At 71.2% G+C, this 4,282-nt stretch carries 2 protein-coding genes; both read left to right on the top strand.

The window, feature by feature from the left end; genetic code table 11:
* A partial coding sequence (locus LzC2_RS20420; RefSeq protein WP_206678837.1) for a tetratricopeptide repeat protein occupies positions 1 to 3,326 on the top strand: 3,326 nt, incomplete at its 5' end.
* Between the two features lie 70 nt (positions 3,327 to 3,396).
* A complete protein-coding gene (locus tag LzC2_RS20415) occupies positions 3,397 to 4,281 on the top strand; it encodes a MotA/TolQ/ExbB proton channel family protein (protein ID WP_315854765.1) in 885 nt (294 codons plus the stop codon).
* Position 4,282 lies beyond the last annotated feature (1 nt).

Here is a 4,282-nt window from a genome sequence, read left to right as displayed (position 1 = left end):
GTTCCGCTTTGTTCGGCACGCCCGCCCGATTCGCCGTCGCCCTGCTCCTCGCGGGGGCGTTCGCCCTCGGCCCCGGCGGGACGCTCGTCGCTCAGGCCGGCCCGCCGGACGACGATTTCCGGTTCGCCGCCGGTCTGTACAAGAAAGGCCGCTACGTCGACGCCGCCCGAAAGTTCGGCGACTTCCTCGCGGAGCATCCCGGGCACGAGTTCACCAAGCGGGCCGCCCTGTTCCGGGGCTTCAGCCTGTACGAATCCGGCAATATGCAGGCGGCCAGCGACGCCTTGCGGGCCGCCCTCAACCAGCCGGGCGACGCCGACTACGCCCCCAGCGCCCTGCTGCGCATTGGGTTGGCGGAGACGGAGCTCGGCAACCCTGACGCCGCGATCGCGGCGCTTGAGAAGCTGCGGGCCGATCACCCCGCGGACCCGCTCGCCAACGACGCCCTGCTCCCCCTCGGCAAGGCTCGCCGGGCCGGCGGCGACCTGAACGCCGCGGAGCGGGCGGTCCGACAGTACCTCAACGCGGCCGCGAACAAGCCGGACGCGAACGCCTCGACCGTCACCGACGCCCGGCGCACGCTCGGCAATATCCTCGAAGAGAAGGGCGATCCGGACGCCGCCCTCGTCGAGCTGCGTCGCGCCGCCGACGGCGCCCGTCCGAAAGCCGACGAGGCGCTGCGGGATCTCGGTCTGCTGGAGTACCGCCGCGGCAACTACCGCGAGGCGTCCGAGGCGTTTCAGGCGCTGATCGACCGCGAACCCTCCCGCGACCTGCTGACCGACGGCCGCATCAACCTCGGTTTCGCCCTGTATCGGCTGGACGACAACCCCGCCGCCGCTGCGGAACTACGGGCGGCCAGCGATCTCGCGGCTCCGGAGCAGGCCCAGTTGGCCCGGTTGTGGGCCGGCCGCGCCGCCGCTCGGGCGGGCGATCGCGAAGCGGCTGCGTCCGACTACAAGGTGGCCCGCGAACTCGCTCCCGAAGGGCGTTGGATCCCGGACGTACTGTACTGGTGGGGCATCCTGCTGAGCGATTCGACGAAGAGCGAGGATCGCGCCGCGGCGCTGGCGAAGTTCGAGCGGGTGATGGAGGACTCGCCGGAGTCTCCCCTCGCTGAGCCGGCCAAGGGGGAAGCCGTCCGCCTGCTGTTCTCGGAGGCGAAAGGCGCCCTGCTGAGCGGAGACGCCGCCGCCGCCCGCAAACGGGCGGCGCAGGCCGTTGCGCTGGCCCCCGATGCCGCGGACGCCCCCCGCAACGCCCTCTTCCTGACCCGATTGGACGAAGCGGATCTGCCGAACGCGGACGACACCCCGGAACGCCGGGCCGTCGAAGCCCAGTACGCCGCCCTCGCCGCGGAGCCGGAAGCGCCCGCGGATGTGCGGCGGGACGCGACGTTGCGCCGGTCCCTGTCGATGCGGGAGCGGGGCGAATGGGCGGAGGCGCTGACCGGGTTCCAGTCGGTCGCCGACGGCTTGGAGAAGGACGAGGACGACGCGGCGCTGCGGGACGCCCTGGTGCTCGGCTCCTCCACCGCCGTCGCGGCGGGCGAGCCGGAGATCGCCGCGGAACTCAGCGAGCGGTTCCTCGATCTGTTCCCGAACGATCCCCGCGCCGCGGACGTGCGGTCCGCGATGACGGAGGCCGCCGCCGCCTCAGGCGACTTCGATCAGGCTCTCGCGCTGCACCAGGCCGCGATCGAGGACGGCCGCTCGCCCAAGACCGACCGATTGGCGGTGCGTCTGGCCGATCGGGCGATCGCGACGCTCGAAGCCCTGCCCGCAGAGACGGACGATCGGGCGGGCCAAGTCGATTCGCTCGCCGTCACGGCCGCCGACCTCGTCGCCCCGATCGCCGCCGACGAAGCCGCGGCGGACGCGGACCTGCGGGCCGACGCCCTCACGCTGCTCGGCTGGGCGAATTTTCACCGCGGACAGTTCGCCGAAGCTGCGGACGCGTATCGCACCGTCGTCGAGGAGTACCCCGACGCGCCGAGCCATGACGAAGCGCTCACTCAGTTGGGCGTCTCGCTGGCTCGTACCGAAGACTCCGAAGCCGCGGAGGTCGCCCTCCGCACGGCGTGGAAGCAACTCGCCCCCGAACAGCCCGCCCCCGCCGGGGCGGATTCCTCCGGCCCGTGGCAGGACGCTTGGATCGCCGGGTTGGAACGGGCGCGTTTCCTCAGCAGGCAGCCCGGCCGAGCCGCCGACGCCGGCGAGGCGTACGCGGAACTCTACGAGAAGTTCCCCCAGTCCCGCACCGGCCCGCTGCTGTGGGAATGGGGCACGGCGTTGTACGCCGCGGAGAGGTACGACGAAGCCGAAGCCGTCTACGCCATCCTCGTCGAAGAGGCCCCGGAGTATCCGAAGGCCGATCTCGCGTTGCTGATCCTCGGGGAAGGCGATTTGGCGGCGAGCCCGCCGCGGTACGAGGACGCCGCCCGCCGGCTGGGTCGCCTCATCGATCCGTCCGAGGACGAACCGATCGCCGCGAACCCGGCCACGGTGCAGAAGGCCGTCGCGTCCTACCTGTCGGCTCTGTCCGCGACCGGGAACGCCGCCGAGGTGATCGCCGCCGCCGGCCCGCTGGCGGAGCAATTCCCGAACACGGTCGCGTCCGCGGTCGCTCGATTGATGGCCGCGGAGGCCCGCGTGAAGACCGCGGTGCAATCCTCCGAGGATCAGACCCCCGCGGACGTCGCGGCGCTGCGGGCCGCGGCTCGGGACGATCTGGCCGACGCCCGTGCGACGCTGGCGGGGATGAACGTGGGCAGCGACGCCGCGAACCGTCCAAACTGGGCGTCGCGACCTTGGATTCTCGGAGCGAGCGAGGCGTTCTTCGCCAAGGACTACGAGCAGGTCGATCGGCTTGCGGAGGAGTTGGCGACCTGGAACCCGCCGCCGCCGGACCTCTATGAAATGCGGGAGGTTCACGCCCGCCGCTTCAAACAGCAGGCGCCGCCGGACTTCGAAAAAGCGGAGGAGCTTGCCGCCTCGGTCGTGAACGATCCGACCGCCAAGGGAACCGCCGCCCGGGATCGTGCTCAGATCCTATTGGCGGACATCGCCCTGCTCCGCCCCGCGCCGACCGAGGCGCAGAAAACGGCGCTGCTCAAGAAGGCCCGCGAGGTGTACCTCAACTTGAACCTGTTCGGCGCCACCGCCGGGATGCGGGCGCTGGGGGGGCTGAAAACCGGCGAGATGGACGAACGATTGAAGGACTTCGCGTCCGCCCGCAAGGAGTACGAAGCGGTGATCGCCGATTTCCCGGGAACCCCCGAAGCCGCCGCCGCCGCCGAGAAACTCGCCGCCCTGCCCGCCGACTAGTCCTCCGGCCTGCCCCGTCCCGCCGGTTCCGCGGCGTCTCGTTCCCTTCCCCGTTTGCAACGTCCTGCCCGTGCCGTTGGTCGCCCGACTGCTGATCGCCTGCGGCCTGCTGGCCGGCGCCCCGGTGCTGCTCGCTCAGGATGGGGGACCGCCCGTCGACGCCGGCGAGCCGGCTCCCGCGGGGGGACTGTTCGGGGAACCGTGGCTGCTGGGGATGTCGCTGGGGGAGTTGATCCTCGTTGCGACTCCGTTTCTCATCGCCAGCCTGATCGCGCTGTGGTTCGGCGTGGAGCGATTGGTCGTGCTGCGTCGCGGACGGGTCATCCCGCCGGCGTTCGTGAACCGATTCCTCAGCTTGGTCGAGTCCGGACGGATCACCGAGGACGAAGCTCGTGAGATCTGCGAGGAGAACGGCAGCCCGGTCGCGGAGGTCTTCCGCCACGCCGTCAAGAAGTCCGGCCGCCCGTCGATGGAGGTCGAACAGGCGGTGATCGACGGCGGGGCCCGGCAGGTGTCGCACCTCCGCAAGCACCTCCGCATCCTGAACGCCGTGGCGACCGTCAGCCCGCTGATGGGGCTGCTGGGCACGGTGATCGGCATGATCTTCGCCTTCGCCAAGATCTCCGACGGCGACGGAGCGATGGGCGACGCCGACCAACTCGCCGCCGGCATCGTCACCGCCCTGCTGACCACCGCGTTGGGCCTGACCGTCGCGATCCCCAGCCTGATTCTGTACCACTTCCTTTCCGGCCGGGTCGAATCGCTGGTGATGACGATGGACGAATTGGCGGAGCGTCTGGTCGAAGCGATCGCCCGGGAAGAAGACGACGACGATCCTCCGCCGCCGCCGCCCCGTCCGGCGCTGCCCGCCCCGCCGAAGCCCCGCAAAGTGGTCAAGAACGCCCCGACGCGCGATACCGCCCGCGCCCGCCTCCCCGCGGGAACCGACGTATGAG

This window comes from Alienimonas chondri (assembly GCF_013036045.1).
Taxonomy (GTDB): domain Bacteria; phylum Planctomycetota; class Planctomycetia; order Planctomycetales; family Planctomycetaceae; genus Alienimonas; species Alienimonas chondri.
The sequence above is the reverse complement of the archived record's forward strand: the minus strand, read 5'-3'. Positions and strand labels throughout refer to the sequence as shown.